This window comes from Streptomyces sp. CRN 30 (genome assembly GCF_034105845.1).
On the sequence record NZ_JAVRHI010000571.1, the window covers coordinates 15,033 to 30,510 of the forward strand.

The following is a 15,478-nucleotide window of genomic DNA, read 5'->3' on the forward strand; positions in this document are numbered from 1 at the left end:
CCCCCGGCCGTCTCGTGGTGAACGGCCGGGGGCGGTCCGAAGTGCCCGGTGCGCGGGGCGGATCGGGGCGGAACACGCGCCGCGGGAGCTACTGGCCCACTTCGCCGTACGCGGCGAGCAGCACCGCCGGGTCGGGGCCCTCCAGGACGGTGGGCTTGGCCAGGCCGTCCAGGACGATGAAGCGCAGCAGGTCACCGCGGGACTTCTTGTCCAGCCTCATGTTCTCGACCAGCTTGGGCCACTGGTCGTGGCGGTAGTACAGCGGCAGCCCGACCGCTTCGAGGACGGTGCGGTGCCGGTCGGCGGTCGCGTCGTCCAGGCGTCCGGCGAGCCGCCCCAGCTCGGCGGCGAAGTGCATGCCCACGGAGACCGCGGCGCCGTGCCGCCACTTGTAGCGCTCGTTCTTCTCGATGGCGTGGCCGAGCGTGTGGCCGTAGTTGAGGATCTCCCGCAGGCCCGCCTCCTTCAGGTCCGAGGAGACGACCTCGGCCTTGACCCGGATGGCCCGCTCGATCAGCTCGGCGGTGTGCGGCCCGGCCGGGGTGCGGGCGGCCTCCGGGTCGGACTCGATGAGGTCCAGGATCGCCGGGTCGGCGATGAACCCGGCCTTGATGACCTCGGCGAGCCCGGAGACGTAGTCGTGGACCGGGAGGGAGTCCAGCGCGGCCAGGTCGCACAGGACGCCGGCCGGCGGGTGGAACGCGCCGACGAGGTTCTTGCCCTCGGCGGTGTTGATGCCGGTCTTGCCGCCGACGGCCGCGTCGACCATGGCCAGCACGGTGGTGGGGACCGCGATCCAGCGCACGCCGCGCAGCCAGGACGCGGCGACGAAGCCGGCCACGTCCGTGGTGGCGCCGCCGCCGACGCCCACGATGACGTCGGTCCGGGTGAACCCGGACTGGCCGAGCGCCTTCCAGCAGTAGGCGGCGACCTCGGCGGTCTTGGCCTCCTCGGCGTTGGGCACCTGGATCGCGATCGCGTCGTAGCCCTGGTCGGCGAGGTCGCCGCGCAGGGCCTCGCCGGTCTCGGCGAGCGCCTCGGGGTGGATCACCGCGACCCGCTTGGCCTTCGGGCCGATGAGTCCGCCCAGCTCGCCGAGGAGCTGCCGGCCCACCAGTACCTCGTAGGGGTCGCTGCCGGCAGTGCCGCCGATCGCGATCCTCGTGACTGCCTCGCTGCTCATGCTTCCTTCAGCTCCAGTGCGTCCAGGGCGGCCTGGGTGACCTCTTCGGGCGTACGGCCGTCGGTCGCGACGACCGCCGTGGCGACGGACTCGTACAGGTGCCGCCGGGCCTCCATCAGCTCGCGCCACTGCTTGCGCGGATTGACCGCGAGCAGCGGGCGGGCGGCGTTGAGGCCGGTGCGCTTGACGGCCTCCTCGACGTCCATCGAGAGGTAGACGACGCGGTGCCCGGCGAGCAGCGCGCGGGTGTCGGCGTCGAGGATCGCGCCGCCGCCGAGGGCGAGGACGCCGTCGTGGGCGCCGAGGGCCCGGTGCACCGCCGCCTTCTCCAGCGCGCGGAAGGCGTCCTCGCCCTCCTCGACGAAGATCTCGGCGATGGTGCGGCCCTCGGCGGTGACGATGTCCTCGTCGGTGTCCCGGTAGCCGCTGTCGAGCCGCTCGGCGAGGAGCGCGCCGACCGTCGACTTGCCCACGCCCATCGGCCCCACCAGGACGAGCACGGGCCGGCTCATCGGATGGCCAGCGCGTCGAGGTAGGAGGTGACGTTGCGGCGGGTCTCCGGCACGCTGTCGCCGCCGAACTTCTCCGCGACGGCGTCCGCGAGGACGAGGGCGACCATGGCCTCGGCGACGATGCCGGCCGCCGGGACCGCGCACACGTCGGAGCGCTGGTGGTGGGCGGCGGTCTCCTCGCCGGTGACGACGTCGACCGTCTTCAGCGCGCGCGGCACGGTCGCGATGGGCTTCATCGCCGCCCGTACCCGCAGCAGCTCGCCGGTGGTCAGGCCGCCCTCGGTGCCACCGCTGCGGCCGGAGGCCCGCTTGATGCCCTCGGGTGTGGCGAGGATCTCGTCGTGCGCCTTGGAGCCGGGCACGCGGGCCAGGTCGAAGCCGTCGCCGACCTCGACGCCCTTGATGGCCTGGATGCCCATGAGCGCGGCGGCGAGGCGCGCGTCGAGGCGGCGGTCCCAGTGCACGTGCGAGCCGAGCCCGACGGGCACGCCGTAGGCGAGCACCTCGACGACGCCGCCGAGGGTGTCGCCGTCCTTGTGGGCCTGGTCGATCTCCGCGACCATCGCCTTCGAGGCGTCCGCGTCGAGGCAGCGCACCGGGTCGGCGTCCAGCCGCTCGACGTCGGCCGGGGTCGGCAGCACACCGTAGGGGGCCTTGGCGGCGGCCAGCTCCACCACGTGGGAGACGATCTCGATGCCGGCCGTCTCCTTCAGGTAGGACCGGGCGACCGCGCCGAGCGCGACACGGGCCGCGGTCTCCCGCGCGGAGGCGCGCTCCAGGATCGGGCGGGCCTCGTCGAAGCCGTACTTCTGCATACCCGCGAGGTCGGCGTGGCCGGGGCGGGGCCGGGTCAGCGGCGCGTTGCGGGCGAGACCGGCGAGAATCTCCGGGTCGACCGGGTCGCCGGCCATGACCTGCTCCCACTTGGGCCACTCGGTGTTGCCGACCATGATCGCGACCGGCGAGCCGAGGGTCAGGCCGTGCCGGACACCGCCGAGGAAGGTGACCTCGTCCCGCTCGAATTTCATCCGAGCGCCGCGCCCGTAGCCGAGCCGCCGCCGCGCCAGGTGGTCCGCCACCATCTCCGTGGTGATCGGCACGCCGGCGGGAAGACCCTCCAGCGTCGCGACGAGTGCGGGTCCGTGGGACTCCCCCGCGGTCAGCCAGCGCAACCTGCTCAACGGTGCTCCTCAGTGCTCGCGCCCTGTTCCATCACGGCGCGAGCAGGGTGCGCGGCCCTGATCCGCCGGGCTCAATCCTCCCATGTCCTTCCGGGCGGTCCGGGCGCCGGTCCACCACCCGGACAGCGGCACGGGAAGAACGGCGGGAATCAGCCCCGGCCGTCGTCGCGGACGCGCTGCGGGGCGTAGGAGCCGAGGTAGTCGGTGCCCCTGCCCTGGTGGCCGGGTTCACCGGCGCGGGCCGCGCGGCGGTGGTCGATGCCGCGCCGCAGCTTGACGGTCCAGCGCGCCACGACGGCGAGGACGATCAGGACGAGGACCGCGGTCCGCAGCCAGTCGGGCCCGAACCCCGCGGCGAACTGGACGATCTCGGTCTTTCCGGATGCCGAGGACATGCCTGCGGACACGCCCCGCCCCGGTCCACCGGTTCCGTGAACGACAGGCCTAGCGCTCGGCGAGCGCGCGCTCCCCCGCCGTGCGCATGGCGGCGAGCGGCGCCGGGGTGCGGCCCGTCATCTGTTCGACCTGGAGCACCGCCTGGTGCAGCAGCAGGTCGAGGCCGCTGACGACGGCCCCGCCGTGCGCCGACCAGCGGGCGGCGAGCGTGGTCGGCCAGGGTTCGTAGAGCACGTCGAAGAGGGTGGCGGGCATCTCCGGCACGGCGGCGGCGAGGGCGTCGGTGGTGCCGGCGGGGGTGGTGGCGATCACCAGCGGGGCGCGCAGCGCCTCCTCGGCGCGCTCCCAGTCGGCGACGCGGATGCCGGTGCCCAGCCGCTCGGCCCAGCCGCGCATCTCGTCGGCGCGGGCCGCGCTGCGCACGTAGACGGTGATGTCGCCCGTGCAGATCCGGGCGAGCGCGGCGAGCGCGGAGGAGGCGGTGGCGCCGGCGCCCAGGATCGCGGCGCTCTCGACCTTCTCGACACCGTGCTCGCGCAGGGCGGCGACCATCCCGGGGATGTCGGTGTTGTCGCCGGTCCTGCGTCCGTCGGCGGTGAACACGACGGTGTTGACCGCGTCCACGGCGGAGGCCGTGTCGCTGATCTCGTCGAGCAGCGGGATCACGGCGCGCTTGAGCGGCATGGTCAGCGACAGCCCGGCCCACTCGGGCCCCAGCTTCCCGAGGAAGCCGGGCAGCGCCGCCTCGTCCACGTCGAAACGGTCGTACGTCCACTCCGCGAGGCCCAGTTCGGCGTAGGCGGCCCGGTGCAGGGCCGGTGAGAGGGAGTGGGCGATCGGGGAGCCGAGGACGGCGGCCCGGCGGCCGTCAGTCGCTGGTACTGGCATTGAACTTGTCCTTGAGCTGCTCGAACTCGGCGTTCGTCTTGGCGAACTCGGTCTTGTGTTCGCCGTCGGTGGCCACGAAGTAGATCCAGCCGTCGTCCGTCGGCTTCAGCGCCGCTTCGAGCGCCTCGTCACCGGGGTTGCCGATGGGACCGGGCGGCAGGCCCTTGTTCGTGTAGGTGTTGTACGGGTCCTTGTTGCTGTTGATCTCGGACTCGCTGATGTGGATGTTGCTCTGCTTCATGAGGTAGTTGTACGTGGAGTCGAACTGGAGCAGCTGGTTCGTCTCGTAGTTGTCCGTCTTGAGACGGTTGTAGACCACCTCGGCCATCTTGCGGAAGTCGTCGTGGGTCTTGCCCTCCGCCTGCACCAGGCTGGCGACCGTCACGAGCTGCCACGGCCCGTCGAGCCCCAGCTCCTCCGACTTCTTCGCGAAGCCCAGCTCCTCGTACTTGTCGGTGGCCCGGCCCACCATCTCCTTCAGGACCTCCTCGGGCTTCTGGCCCTTGGCGGCGGAGTAGCTCGACGGGTAGAGGAAGCCCTCCAGCGGGTCCTTGACGTTCGGGTGGTTCTTCGCCCAGTCGGGCAGGCCGAGGTTCTTCCACTTGGTCTCGGCGATCTTCTCGGTGGTGCCGTCCGCGACTTCCAGGCGCTTGTCGATCAGCTTGTAGACGGAGGCGTTGCGCGTGCCCTCGGGAATGACCAGCGTGTTGCGGCTCTCGGGGCTGAGCATCAGCTTCACCGCGCTGTCGGCGGACATCTCCTTCTGCAGCGTGTAGACGCCGTCCTGGATGCCCTTGGCGTCGGGGTTGCCCTGCAGCGCGGTGATGAACGCGTCGACGCTCTTGACGACGCCCTTGCGTTTCAGCTCCTGTCCGATGACGGAGCCGCCGGCGCCCTTGGGGACGGTGACGGTCACCTGCGTGCCGTTGCCGTCCCCCGCGAAGTCCGGGGCCTCGCCGAAACGGTCCTGGTAGAACTGGTAGCCGAAGTAGGTGACGCCGACCGCGCCGCCGCCGAGCACGAGGCAGACCACGAGGCACGCACAACCGTTCCGCCTCTTCTTCGGCTTCTTGCCTCCCCGGCCGCCCCGGCGGTCGCCGCGCCCGGGTCCGTCGTCCCCGGCGTCGTCGTCGCCCTCCCCGTCCCCGCCCGCGAAGAAGGCGTGTTCCCCCTGGTCGGGGCCCGGGTCCCAGTCGGTGCGCTCCGGCTCCGGCTCGGTGCGCCGGCGGCTCGGCGGCTCCGGCGGCGGGTAGGCGTCCTGGGTGCCGTAGAAGTCGGGCTGCTCGGCGCCGGGGGCGGCCTGCTGCCCGTACGGGTCGGCGGGGTCGGCGGGATACGCGGGCGGCTGCTGGGAACCGGTGGACCACTCACCGGCGTCGTACTGTGACGAGCCCTGCTGCTGTACCGGGTACTGCTGGGGATCCTGCTGCTGCGCCGGGTACTGCTGCTGGGCGTAGTGCTGGTCGTACTGCTGCTGGTCGTACTGTCCGCCGTACTGCTGACCGTCGTACTGCTGATTGTCGTACGGGTACTGCTGCGTCTGGCCGTACGCGGCCTGGTCGCCGTCTCCCCAGTCGCCGTGCTGCGGCTGCTGCGGATAGTGCTGCTGGCCGCCGTGCGGGTGCTGCTGACCCCCGTGGGTCTGCTGCTCTGCCCATCCGCCGTTCCCGTACAACGGGTCCTGCGGATCCCACGGTTCGGAGCCCTGGCCACGGCCATACTCAGTCATGGATCCCCTAGAGCCGCGAGGCGGCGGTCACGCGGCTCTCACCGACCGCTTACCGTTCCGCCTCTCTCTGTGCGGTGGCTGTTCGAACACCGCCGCATCGCGCGGAACGTTACCGTACAGCGATCAGATGACCACTTCGACGCCCTCGCCAGGCGGATTACCTGACACCCGTTCGGATTCAAGTGCCTGCTGAAGGATGATCACAGCGGCGGCCTGGTCGATGACCTTGCGGCCCTTCTTGGAGTTCACCCCGGACGCGCGCAGCCCCTGGCTCGCCGTGACGGTCGTCATACGCTCGTCGACGAGCCGTACGGAGACGGGGGCGACGCCCTTGGCCAGCTCCTGGGCGAAACGGCGGACCTTGGCCGCGGCCGGGCCCTCGCCCCCCTTGAGGGAACGCGGGAGCCCGACGACGACCTCGATCGGCTCGTACTCCTCCACGATCGCGCGCAGCCGCCGGTGCGCGGCCGGGATGTCCCGGCCCGGCACCGTCTCCACGGGTGTGGCGAGGATCCCGTCGGGGTCGCACGAGGCGACCCCGATCCGGGCGTCCCCGACGTCGATCGCGAGCCGACGTCCTCTGCGCATTACTTCGCCGTCTCCCCGACCAGGCGCTCCACGGCGGCCACGGCGTCGCCGATGGCGGCCGGGTTCTGGCCGCCGCCCTGGGCGACGTCCGGCTTGCCGCCACCGCCGCCGCCGAGGGTCTTGGCGGCGGTGCGGACCAGGTCACCGGCCTTGAGGCCGCGGTCACGGGCGGCGTCGTTGGTGGCGATGACGGTGAGCGGCTTGCCGTTGGCCGTGGTGAACAGGGCCACCACGGCGGCCCGGCCGCCCTGGATGCGGCCGCGGACGTCGAGGACGAGCCTGCGCAGGTCGTCGGCGGTGGTGCCGTCCGGGACCTGCCCCGTGACCAAGGCCACACCCCGTACGTCCTTGGCCGACTCGGCGAGACCGGCGGCGGCCTGAAGCACCTTCTCCGCGCGGAACTTCTCGATCTCCTTCTCGGCGTCCTTCAACTTGCCGAGCATGGCGGAGACCTTCTCCGGCAGCTCCTCCGGACGGCCCTTGATCAGCTCCTGGAGCTGGGCGACGACCGTGTGCTCGCGGGCGAGGAAGTTGTAGGCGTCCACCCCGACGAGGGCCTCGATACGGCGCACACCGGAGCCGATGGAGGACTCGCCGAGCAGCTTCACCAGACCGAGCTGGGCGGTGTTGTGCACGTGGGTGCCGCCGCACAGCTCCTTGGAGAAGTCGCCGATGGTGACGACGCGCACGCGCTCGCCGTACTTCTCGCCGAACTCGGCGATGGCGCCCTGCTTCTTGGCCTCGTCGATGCCCATGACGTCGGCGCGGACGTCGAGGTCGCGGGCGAGCACCTCGTTGATCTTCTGCTCGACGTCGGTCATCACGGCCGTCGGGACGGCGGACGGGGAGCCGAAGTCGAAGCGGAACCGGCCGGGCTGGTTCTCGGAACCGGCCTGGGCGGCCGTCGGGCCGAGGGCGTCGCGCAGCGCCTGGTGGGTGAGGTGGGTGGCGGAGTGGGCGCGGGCGATGGCCGTGCGGCGCCGGGCGTCGATGGCGGCCTCGGCCTTGGCGCCGACGGTGACCTCGCCGACCTGGACGACGCCCTTGTGGACGTAGACGCCCGGGACCGGCTTCTGGCAGTCGCGGATCTCGATGACGGCGCCGGACTCGGTGCGGATGCGGCCGGTGTCGCCGATCTGACCGCCGCCCTCGGCGTAGAACGGGGTGCGGTCGAGGACGATCTCGACCTCGTCGCCCTCGGAGGCGGCCGGCGAGGAGGCGCCGTCGACGAGGATGCCGACGACCGTGGACTCGGTCTCGGTGTCCGTGTAGCCGATGAAGTCGGTGGCGCCGGCCCGGTCGGCGATCTCCCGGTAGGCGCCGAGCCCGGCGTGGCCGGTCTTCTTGGCCTGGGCGTCGGCCTTGGCGCGCTCCCGCTGCTCCTTCATCAGGCGCCGGAAGCCGTCCTCGTCCACGGAGAGGCCCTGTTCGGCGGCCATCTCCAGGGTGAGGTCGATCGGGAAGCCCCAGGTGTCGTGGAGCAGGAAGGCCTTGTCGCCGGCGAGTACGGTGCCGCCGGACTGCTTGGTCTCGCTCACGGCGGTGTCGAGGATGGTGGTGCCGGCCTTCAGCGTCTTCAGGAAGGCGTTCTCCTCGGCGAGGGCGACCTTCTCGATCCGCTCGCGGTCGGTGATCAGCTCGGGGTACTGCTGCCCCATCATGTCGATCACGACGTCGATCAGGTCCTTGACGACCGGACCGGTGGCGCCGAGGAGGCGCATGTTGCGGATGGCGCGGCGCATGATGCGGCGCAGCACGTAACCGCGGCCCTCGTTGCCGGGGGTGACGCCGTCGCCGATGAGCATCACGGAGGTGCGCATGTGGTCGGTCACCACGCGCAGCGAGACGTCGGAGGCGTGGGCGTCGCCGTAGGCGACACCGGTCAGCTCGGTGGCCTTCTTGATGACGGCCATGGAGGTGTCGATCTCGTACATGTTCTGCACGCCCTGCAGAATCATGGCGAGCCGCTCCAGGCCGAGCCCGGTGTCGATGTTCTTGCTCGGCAGCTCCCCGAGGATCTCGAAGTCCTCCTTGCCGATGCCCTCGCCCCGCTCGTACTGCATGAAGACGAGGTTCCAGATCTCCACGTACCGCTCGTCGTTGACGGCGGGGCCGCCCTCGGCGCCGAACTCGGGGCCGCGGTCGTAGTTGATCTCGGAACAGGGGCCGCAGGGGCCGGGGACGCCCATCGACCAGTAGTTGTCCTTCTTGCCGAGGCGCTGGATGCGCTCGGCGGGGACGCCCACGACGTCGCGCCAGATGCGCTCGGCCTCGTCGTCCTCCAGGTACACGGTGATCCACAGGCGCTCGGGGTCGAGGCCGTAACCGCCCTTGTCCTGGGCGCCGGTGAGCAGCTCCCAGGCGTACTTGATGGCGCCTTCCTTGAAGTAGTCGCCGAAGGAGAAGTTGCCGCACATCTGGAAGAACGTGCCGTGGCGGGTGGTCTTGCCGACCTCTTCGATGTCCGGGGTGCGCACGCACTTCTGGACGCTGGTGGCGCGGTCGAAGGGCGGCTTGACGTCGCCCAGGAAGTAGGGCTTGAACGGCACCATGCCGGCCGGGACGAGGAGCAGAGTCGGGTCGTCCGCGATGAGCGACGCCGAAGGGACGACGGTGTGCCCGCGCTCCTCGAAGAAGCTCAGCCAGCGGCGGCGGATCTCGGCCGACTCCATCAGTGGTCCTCATTCCGGTTGTACGAGTACGTCGTCCTGTCGACATACGTCGATTTGCTGCGGTTCTCGATGGCGGTGTACCGCCGGGGGGCGGGGAGTTCGCGGTCGGGGTCGACGGGGGCGTTGATCCCCAGCGCCTCGCCCAGCTCCTCCTCGCGCTGTGCCATGTTGTCGCGGACGTCGAGCGCGAAGCCCACCGCGCGGTCCTTCAGCCGGCCGCCCGCCTCGACGGCCTTGTTGGCCGCGGTGACGGCGAGGTTCTCGGGGCTGAGCTGCTTCAGCTTGCGGTTGACCTTGGTGGTGGCCCACACTCCGGCGGCGACGCCGCTGGTGAACCAGAAGGTACGGCGGAACATCTCTGGGTCAGTCCTTCTTCCGCTTCGCGCGACGCGACGACGGGACGGTGCGGCCGACCACGACGGTGCGCCGGGCCGACTCGGCCGGGGCGTCCTCCTTGCGGCCGCCCATCGCCCGGCGCACGCCGTAGCCGAAGGCCGCGACCTTGACCAGGGGGCCGCCGAAGGTGGAGGCGACGGTGGTCGACAGCGCGGAGGCGTTCGACGTGACCTCCTGGACGTCGGAGGCGATCGCGTCGACCCGCTCGATCTGGGTCTGCGCGGAACGCACCGCCGTGGAGGCGTCGGCCAGCAGCGGGACGGCCTGGTCGGTCACATCCGCCACGAGCTTGGTGGTCGCCTTGAGCGTCTGGGCCAGCCTCACCAGTGCGACGGCGAGGAAGGAGACCAGGATCGCCCAGAAGACGGCCACCAGGATCCCGGCCACCTCTCCACCGGACACCGCGTGCACCCGCTCCCTTAAACGTTCCTGAACGAAACGTGCCTGAACATCGAGAAAGTCGTTCCCCGAGCCTACAGCGCCACGGGTGGGGCTCCGTACCGGATTACCGCCCGCGCGCGGCGCGGTTCGGCGATCTGATTGTACGGAGCGCAAGCGGTTGAGTACGCTGCGTTGCCTATGGGTGATCAACGGCATGACAGAACCGTCCCGGTCGGGAACCTGCCGCTGGAGCTCGACGCCTTCGTGGGGCGTGCCGCGGAGCTCGCCGGACTGGACCGGGCGCTGCGCGCGGCGCGGCTGGTGACCGTCACCGGGGTGGGCGGAGTGGGCAAGTCGCGGCTGGCGGAGCGGGCCGCGGCCCGGTCGGCGCCGCGGGACGGCGTCTGGCGGGTGGAGCTGGCCCCGGTGCGCGACCCGGAGTTCGTGGAGTACGCGGTCGTGGAGGCGCTGGGCCTGACCGACCACACCACCCGGCTCCCCCGCGAGACGCTCACGGCCCATCTCGCCGAGCGCGAGCTGCTGCTCGTCCTCGACGGGGTCGAGCACCTGGTGGACGCCTGCGCGGAGCTGGTGACCGAGCTGCTGGGCCGGGCCCCCGGGCTGCGGGTGCTGGCGGTGGGGCGCAGACCGCTGGCGGTCTCCGGGGAGCGGCTGTTCCCGCTGGCGCCGCTGGCCGCGGAGGAGGCGGTCACGCTGCTGGCGGTCCGCGCGGCGCAGCAGGGCGTGGAGGTCGGCCGCGGTGACACCGCCGAGGCGCGGGAGCTGTGCGCGCGTCTCGACGGCATTCCGCTGGCGATCGAGCTGGCCGCGGGCCGGCTGGGCGCGCTGACGCCGGGGCAGGTGCTGAGCCGGCTGGACGACCGCTTCCGGCTGCTGGCCGGGGAGAACCGGACGGTGCTCCCCCGGCACCGGGCGCTGCGCACGGCGATCGGCTGGAGCCACGAGCTGTGCACGCCCGAGGAGCGGCTGCTGTGGGCGCGCCTGTCGGTGTTCGCGGGGCGGTTCGACCTGGAGGCCGCCGAGTACGTGTGCAGCGGCGGCGGTCTGCACGCCGACGACGTGCTCGACGTGCTCGCGGCGCTGCTCGCCCAGTCGGTGCTGACCCGCGAGGAGACCCCGGCGGGGGTGCGCTACCGGATGCTGGACACGGTCCGGGCGTACGGCGCCGAGTGGCTGGAGGCGACCGGGGACGCGGTGCGGCTCAGGCGGCGGCACCGCGACTGGTACGTGGGGCTGGCGACCTGGTGCGAGCTGGACTGGTTCTCACCGCGCCAGCCTGAGGTCGCGGCCCGTGTCGAGGCGGAGCTGCCGAACCTGCGCAGTGCCCTGGAGTACTGCCTGGCCGATCCGGACGGCGCGCATCTGGGCCAGTACCTGGCGGGTTCGCTGTGGTTCCACTGGGTGGGCTGCGGACGGCTGGCGGAGGGCCGGCACTGGCTGGACCAGGCGGTGCAGCTGGACGCCGAGCGGACCGCCCACGAGCAGTCCCGGCTGAAGGCGCTGTGGGTGCTGGCCTACGTGGCCATCCTCCAGGGCGACACGGTGCCGGCGCTGGCGGCGCTCCAGGAGTGCCGGGAGGAGGCGGAGCACGCCGGGAATCCGACGGCGGTGGCGTACGCGGTGCACCGCACGGGCTGCCTCGCGCTGGTCACCGACGACATGGCGGGCGCCGAGACGCTGCTGCGCTCGGCGCTGGAGCGCTACCAGGAGATCGGCGAGCTGAACAGCAATGTCCTGATGGGGCAGGTCGAGCTGGCGATGGCGCGGGCCTTCCAGGGCGACCTCGCGGACGCGGTGCGGCTGTGCGAGGACGTGCGCCGGGTCTGCGACGACCACGGCGAGCGCTGGGCGCGGACGTACGCGCTGTACGTCCTGGCCTACGCCGCGTGGTACGAGGGCGATCCGGGAGGGGCCCGGCGGCTGCTGACCGTCTGCCTGGACGACGCGCACGGCTTCCACGACCTGCTGGGGTCGGTGCTGGCGCTGGAGCTGCTCGCCCTGGTCACGCTGACGGAGGGCGACGCGGCGGAGGCGGCGGTGCTCCAGGGGGCGGCGGCCCGGATGTGGCCCGCGGTGGGCCTGCCGCTCTTCGGTTCGGCGCACTACAACGCGCCGCACGAGCTGTGCGAGGCCGCCGCGCGGGAGCTGCTCGGCGACGGGTGCTACGAGGAGTACCTGCGGCTCGGCGGGCTGCTGGGCCGGGACGAGGCGGTGGTCCGGGCGCTGCGGCGGCCCGGGGAGCCGGCGGCGCTGCCGGGTCCGCGCGGCGCGGTCCCGCAGGCCACGGCGCCGGGGGCCTGACACGACGGAGCCCGCCGCCCCTCGCCCGAAGGCGGGGGACGGCGGGCCCGAAGTACCGCGGAAGTGACTGCGTCCGGCTGGATCAGCGGGCGTAGTACTCGACGACGAGCTGCTCGTCGCAGATCACCGGGATCTCCTTGCGGTTCGGCTCACGGTCCAGGCGGAACGCCAGGGCCTTGAGGTTCACCTGGAGGTAGCGCGGGGTCTCGCCGTCGGGGGCGAAGCCACCCTCGCGGGCGACCTGGAAGAGCGTCTTCTCCTTGGAGCGGTCGCGCACCTGGATGACGTCGTCCGGACGGACGCGGAAGGACGGCTTGTCGACCTTCTGGCCGTTGACCGCGATGTGGCCGTGGACGACCATCTGGCGGGCCTGGTAGATCGTGCGGGCGATGCCCGAGCGCAGGACCAGGGCGTCGAGGCGGCGCTCCAGCTCCACGATCAGGGCCTCACCGGTCTTGCCCTGGACCTTGGAGGCACGCTCGTAGGCACGGACGAGCTGACGCTCGGAGACGTCGTACTGGGCGCGCAGGCGCTGCTTCTCCAGCAGACGGACCTTGTAGTCCGAGTTCTGCTTGCGGCCACGGCCGTGCTCGCCCGGCGGGTAGGGGCGGGCCTCGAAGTACTTGACGGCCTTCGGGGTCAGCGCGATGCCGAGGGCACGCGACTTCTTGACCTTGGGGCGGGACTGGTTCGCCACTGTCTCTCATTTCCTGGTGTTCGGCTTGTCAGGGTGGGAGGGAGGTCGCATCCGCAGCCGGGGAAACCCTCCTCGTCCCGCGGGACGGGGTGGGCAGCCGCTCCCCTGTACTGGGCACATACGTGCAGCACGCGAGTGGCCCACCGACCGGTCCCGTCGTACGGATACGAGGGTGGTGGTGGGCTGCCCGCGACACCGTTCGACGGTGCGCGACGCTCCTGGAACCCCGCTGAGGGGGTTCCGGCCGGGTGTCCCGCTCTGACTGCGCGGGACTCGGCACTCCGAGCGATTCTACAGGGTGGTCAGGACTGCTTCCGACCGAGGTGCTTCCTGGTCCACTCGACGGCGTCGGCGTAGCGCGCCTCGGCGCCGTGCCGGGTCGGGGTGTAGTACTCGCGGTCCTTCAGGGCGTCGGGCGCGTACTGCTGGGTGGCGATGCCCTCGGGGAGGTCGTGCGGGTAGACGTAGCCCTGGCCGTGGCCGAGCTTGCCCGCGCCCTGGTAGTGGCTGTCGCGCAGGTGGGCGGGGACGGTCCCGGCGTGCCCCTTGCGCACGTCCTCCAGGGCGGCGCCGATCGCGGTGGTCGCGGCGTTGGACTTCGGGGCGAGGGCCAGGGCGATGGTGGCGTGGCTGAGGGTGAGCGCGGCCTCGGGGAAGCCGATCATGGCGACGGCCTGGGCGGCGGCGACCGCGGTCGGCAGGGCGGTGGGGTCGGCGAGGCCGATGTCCTCGCTGGCGGAGATCATCAGGCGGCGGGCGATGAAGCGGGGGTCCTCGCCGGCCTCGATCATGCGGGCCAGGTAGTGCAGGGCGGCGTCGACGTCGGAGCCGCGGATGGACTTGATCAGGGCGCTGGCGACGTCGTAGTGCTGGTCGCCGTCGCGGTCGTACTTCACGGCCGCCCGGTCGACCGTCTCCTCCAGGGTCTCCAGGGAGATGTCCGCCTCGCCCTTGTCGAGCGCGGCGCCGGCGGCGGCCTCCAGGGCGGTCAGCGCGCGGCGGGCGTCGCCCCCGGCGATCCGCAGCAGGTGGTCCTCGGTGCCCTCGGGGAGCGCGACGGCGCCCTTGAGGCCGCGGTCGTCGGTGAGGGCGCGGCGGAGCAGGCCCCTGATGTCGTCGTCGGTGAGCGACTCCAGGGTGAGCAGGAGCGAGCGGGACAGGAGCGGGGAGATGATCGAGAAGTAGGGGTTCTCGGTGGTCGCGGCGATCAGGGTGACCCAGCGGTTCTCCACGGCGGGCAGCAGGGAGTCCTGCTGGGCCTTGCTGAAGCGGTGGATCTCGTCGAGGAAGAGGACGGTCTCCTTGCCGTACCCGCCGACGGCGCGGCGGGCGCCGTCGATGACCGTACGGACCTCCTTGACGCCGGCGGTGATCGCCGACAGCTCCACGAACCGCTTGTCGGTGGCCTTGGAGACGACGTACGCCAGGGTGGTCTTCCCGGTGCCGGGCGGGCCCCAGAGGATCACCGAGGAGGGGCCCGCGGGGCCGGACGCCCCCTCGCCGACCAGGCGGCGCAGCGGGGAGCCCGGCTTCAGCAGGTGCTGCTGGCCCACCACCTCGTCGAGGGTGCGCGGGCGCATCCGGACGGCCAGGGGGCTCCCGGACGGGTCCTTCTCCTGGCGTTCTTCGGCTGCGGCGGTGAACAGATCGGGCTCCACACGGAAACCCTAAATCACCGCACCGACAGCGCGGCGGGCGCCGTCGGCCGGCCCGTCAGCTGGTCCAGAAGTCCCACCAGCGGGTCAGGACCAGCATGCCGATGATGCCGATGTGCAGCACCGGCAGCACCCAGGTGAACTCGCCGAAGAAGCCGCGCAGCCAGCCCGGGGCGGGCAGGAAGCCCTTGCGGACGTTGAAGCTGGTCACGTACCAGAACATGATGATCGTCGCGACCCAGGCGAGGGAGCACCACAGGCACAGGGCGTTGATCCGGTACAGGGACTGGAACTGGAGCCAGGTGCAGAAGCCGACGCCGAAGAGGGTGCCGGCGTTGAAGGTGAGCCAGTACCAGCGCGGGAAGCGGGCGCGGGCCAGCAGGCTCATGCCGACGCAGATGACGACGGCGTAGGCGGCGAGGCCCAGCATCGGGTTGGGGAAGCCGAACGCGGACGCCTGGTCGCTCTCCATGACGCTGCCGCAGGAGACGACGGGGTTCAGGCTGCACCCGGGGACGAAGGTGGTCCCCGCGACCTTGGCCTCCAGCAGCTTGAACTTGTCGATCGTGATGACCCACGCGGCGAGCAGTCCGGCGGCGCCGGTGATCACCAGCAGCAGGGCGAAGGCGCGGCTGCCGCCCTCGGCGCGGGGCGCGGGGACCTCGGGGCCCGTGGACGGCTCGGGGTCGGGCTCCGTGGAGACGTCCTTCACTGTCGTCTTGCTCATCACGCCGATTCCGTCACTAGAGTCTCGGGGTTGCTTCGGGCTCCGCCATTGTGCCGCACGTATGCGTGTTTCCACCGTTCGCTGGGCATAAGGAGGGACCTTCGGTCGCCCTCAAGGGCCGGATTCCGGCCGATGCGTGTGCCGGTGCCGA

Annotated in this window: 14 protein-coding genes; 1 reads left to right on the top strand and 13 read right to left on the bottom strand. The window is 71.8% G+C overall.

The features are described 5' to 3' along the window. Positions 1 to 88 precede the first annotated feature (88 nt). From aroB to UW392_RS66370, 10 genes are all read right to left on the bottom strand, one after another. Entirely contained in the window at positions 89 to 1,183 is a 1,095-nt protein-coding gene (gene aroB, locus UW392_RS66325; RefSeq protein WP_320785138.1) for a 3-dehydroquinate synthase, read from the bottom strand. After that, entirely contained in the window at positions 1,180 to 1,695 is a 516-nt protein-coding gene (locus tag UW392_RS66330; protein WP_320785139.1) for a shikimate kinase, read from the bottom strand. Before UW392_RS66330 ends, aroB begins: the two co-directional genes overlap by 4 nt. After that, a complete protein-coding gene (gene aroC, locus UW392_RS66335; RefSeq protein WP_320785140.1) occupies positions 1,692 to 2,876 on the bottom strand; it encodes a chorismate synthase in 1,185 nt (394 codons plus the stop codon). Before aroC ends, UW392_RS66330 begins: the two co-directional genes overlap by 4 nt. 149 nt (positions 2,877 to 3,025) lie before the next feature. Then, positions 3,026 to 3,271 carry a hypothetical protein gene (locus UW392_RS66340; RefSeq protein WP_320785141.1) on the bottom strand — a complete coding sequence of 82 codons (246 nt, stop codon included), beginning with the start codon at positions 3,269 to 3,271 and terminating at the stop codon, positions 3,026 to 3,028. 49 nt (positions 3,272 to 3,320) lie between these two features. Further along, the gene (locus UW392_RS66345; RefSeq protein ID WP_320785142.1) at positions 3,321 to 4,160 is read right to left on the bottom strand and encodes a shikimate dehydrogenase; all 840 of its coding nucleotides are present in this window, start codon (positions 4,158 to 4,160) and stop codon (positions 3,321 to 3,323) included. Continuing rightward, entirely contained in the window at positions 4,141 to 5,889 is a 1,749-nt protein-coding gene (mltG, locus tag UW392_RS66350) for an endolytic transglycosylase MltG (RefSeq protein WP_320785143.1), read from the bottom strand. The genes UW392_RS66345 and mltG overlap by 20 nt, the downstream gene beginning before the upstream one ends. A 123-nt stretch (positions 5,890 to 6,012) precedes the next feature. Continuing rightward, the gene (gene ruvX / locus UW392_RS66355; RefSeq protein WP_320785144.1) at positions 6,013 to 6,477 is read right to left on the bottom strand and encodes a Holliday junction resolvase RuvX; all 465 of its coding nucleotides are present in this window, start codon (positions 6,475 to 6,477) and stop codon (positions 6,013 to 6,015) included. Next, the gene (gene alaS, locus UW392_RS66360) at positions 6,477 to 9,149 is read right to left on the bottom strand and encodes an alanine--tRNA ligase (RefSeq protein ID WP_320785145.1); all 2,673 of its coding nucleotides are present in this window, start codon (positions 9,147 to 9,149) and stop codon (positions 6,477 to 6,479) included. Before alaS ends, ruvX begins: the two co-directional genes overlap by 1 nt. After that, positions 9,149 to 9,505 (bottom strand): hypothetical protein, encoded by a 357-nt coding sequence (locus UW392_RS66365; protein WP_320785146.1) that lies wholly within the window; start codon positions 9,503 to 9,505, stop codon positions 9,149 to 9,151. The genes alaS and UW392_RS66365 overlap by 1 nt, the downstream gene beginning before the upstream one ends. Before the next feature lie 7 nt (positions 9,506 to 9,512). Further along, positions 9,513 to 9,956, bottom strand: coding sequence for a DUF948 domain-containing protein (locus UW392_RS66370; RefSeq protein ID WP_320785147.1), 444 nt, complete (start codon positions 9,954 to 9,956; stop codon positions 9,513 to 9,515). 168 nt (positions 9,957 to 10,124) lie between these two features. Between UW392_RS66370 and UW392_RS66375 the strand changes: the two genes are divergently transcribed. Next, positions 10,125 to 12,248 carry an ATP-binding protein gene (locus UW392_RS66375; protein ID WP_320785148.1) on the top strand — a complete coding sequence of 708 codons (2,124 nt, stop codon included), beginning with the start codon at positions 10,125 to 10,127 and terminating at the stop codon, positions 12,246 to 12,248. An 82-nt stretch (positions 12,249 to 12,330) separates the two neighbouring features. Here UW392_RS66375 and rpsD read toward each other — a convergent pair whose 3' ends face one another. The 3 genes from rpsD to UW392_RS66390 all read right to left on the bottom strand — a co-directional run bounded on the left by rpsD (position 12,331) and on the right by UW392_RS66390 (position 15,327). Next, a complete protein-coding gene (gene rpsD / locus UW392_RS66380; RefSeq protein ID WP_320785149.1) occupies positions 12,331 to 12,945 on the bottom strand; it encodes a 30S ribosomal protein S4 in 615 nt (204 codons plus the stop codon). A 302-nt stretch (positions 12,946 to 13,247) separates the two neighbouring features. Then, positions 13,248 to 14,603 carry a replication-associated recombination protein A gene (locus UW392_RS66385; RefSeq protein ID WP_320785150.1) on the bottom strand — a complete coding sequence of 452 codons (1,356 nt, stop codon included), beginning with the start codon at positions 14,601 to 14,603 and terminating at the stop codon, positions 13,248 to 13,250. A 55-nt stretch (positions 14,604 to 14,658) separates the two neighbouring features. Further along, positions 14,659 to 15,327, bottom strand: a complete 669-nt coding sequence (locus tag UW392_RS66390) for a vitamin K epoxide reductase family protein (RefSeq protein WP_320785151.1) — start codon at positions 15,325 to 15,327, stop codon at positions 14,659 to 14,661. Positions 15,328 to 15,478: the final 151 nt, after the last annotated feature.

Bases quoted from the DNA above. Each gene is read 5' to 3' on its own strand.
- UW392_RS66365 (WP_320785146.1), bottom strand. From the start codon at position 9,505: ATGTTCCGCCGTACCTTCTGGTTCACCAGCGGCGTCGCCGCCGGAGTG.
- UW392_RS66345 (WP_320785142.1), bottom strand. From the start codon at position 4,160: ATGCCAGTACCAGCGACTGACGGCCGCCGGGCCGCCGTCCTCGGCTCC.
- aroB (WP_320785138.1), bottom strand. From the start codon at position 1,183: ATGAGCAGCGAGGCAGTCACGAGGATCGCGATCGGCGGCACTGCCGGC.
- UW392_RS66390 (WP_320785151.1), bottom strand. From the start codon at position 15,327: ATGAGCAAGACGACAGTGAAGGACGTCTCCACGGAGCCCGACCCCGAG.
- UW392_RS66375 (WP_320785148.1), top strand. From the start codon at position 10,125: ATGGGTGATCAACGGCATGACAGAACCGTCCCGGTCGGGAACCTGCCG.
- UW392_RS66340 (WP_320785141.1), bottom strand. From the start codon at position 3,271: ATGTCCTCGGCATCCGGAAAGACCGAGATCGTCCAGTTCGCCGCGGGG.
- ruvX (WP_320785144.1), bottom strand. From the start codon at position 6,477: ATGCGCAGAGGACGTCGGCTCGCGATCGACGTCGGGGACGCCCGGATC.
- alaS (WP_320785145.1), bottom strand. From the start codon at position 9,149: ATGGAGTCGGCCGAGATCCGCCGCCGCTGGCTGAGCTTCTTCGAGGAG.
- mltG (WP_320785143.1), bottom strand. From the start codon at position 5,889: ATGACTGAGTATGGCCGTGGCCAGGGCTCCGAACCGTGGGATCCGCAG.
- UW392_RS66330 (WP_320785139.1), bottom strand. From the start codon at position 1,695: ATGAGCCGGCCCGTGCTCGTCCTGGTGGGGCCGATGGGCGTGGGCAAG.